1 protein-coding gene is annotated in these 263 nt (G+C 63.1%); it reads left to right on the forward strand.

Features of this window, described 5'->3' with window-relative positions; translation table 11 throughout:
• On the forward strand, window positions 1-263 hold a 263-nt coding region (gene mreC / locus R0J87_RS21555; protein WP_498888851.1), incomplete at both ends, for a rod shape-determining protein MreC.

The raw sequence follows: 263 nt of genomic DNA on the forward strand, positions 1-263 counted from the left end.
CGCTGCCTGCGGAAATCCAGTACGACACACGCGATCCGTTCACGCAGAAGGTCGTAATCAATCGCGGCGCGCAGCAAGGCATCCAGAACGGATCGCCCGTCGTCAACGAAGACGGCGTGATCGGCCAGGTTACCCGCGTGTTCCCGCTACAGGCCGAAGTGACGCTGCTCACCGACAAAGACCAGGCTGTGCCAGTGCAGATCGTTCGCACCGGCCTGCGCAGCGTGATCTACGGCACGCCGAAGGGCGACACGCTCGATCTG

It is taken from the genome of Halomonas sp. SIMBA_159 (genome assembly GCF_046536035.1).
Classification (GTDB): Bacteria; Pseudomonadota; Gammaproteobacteria; order Pseudomonadales; family Halomonadaceae; genus Vreelandella; species Vreelandella venusta_A.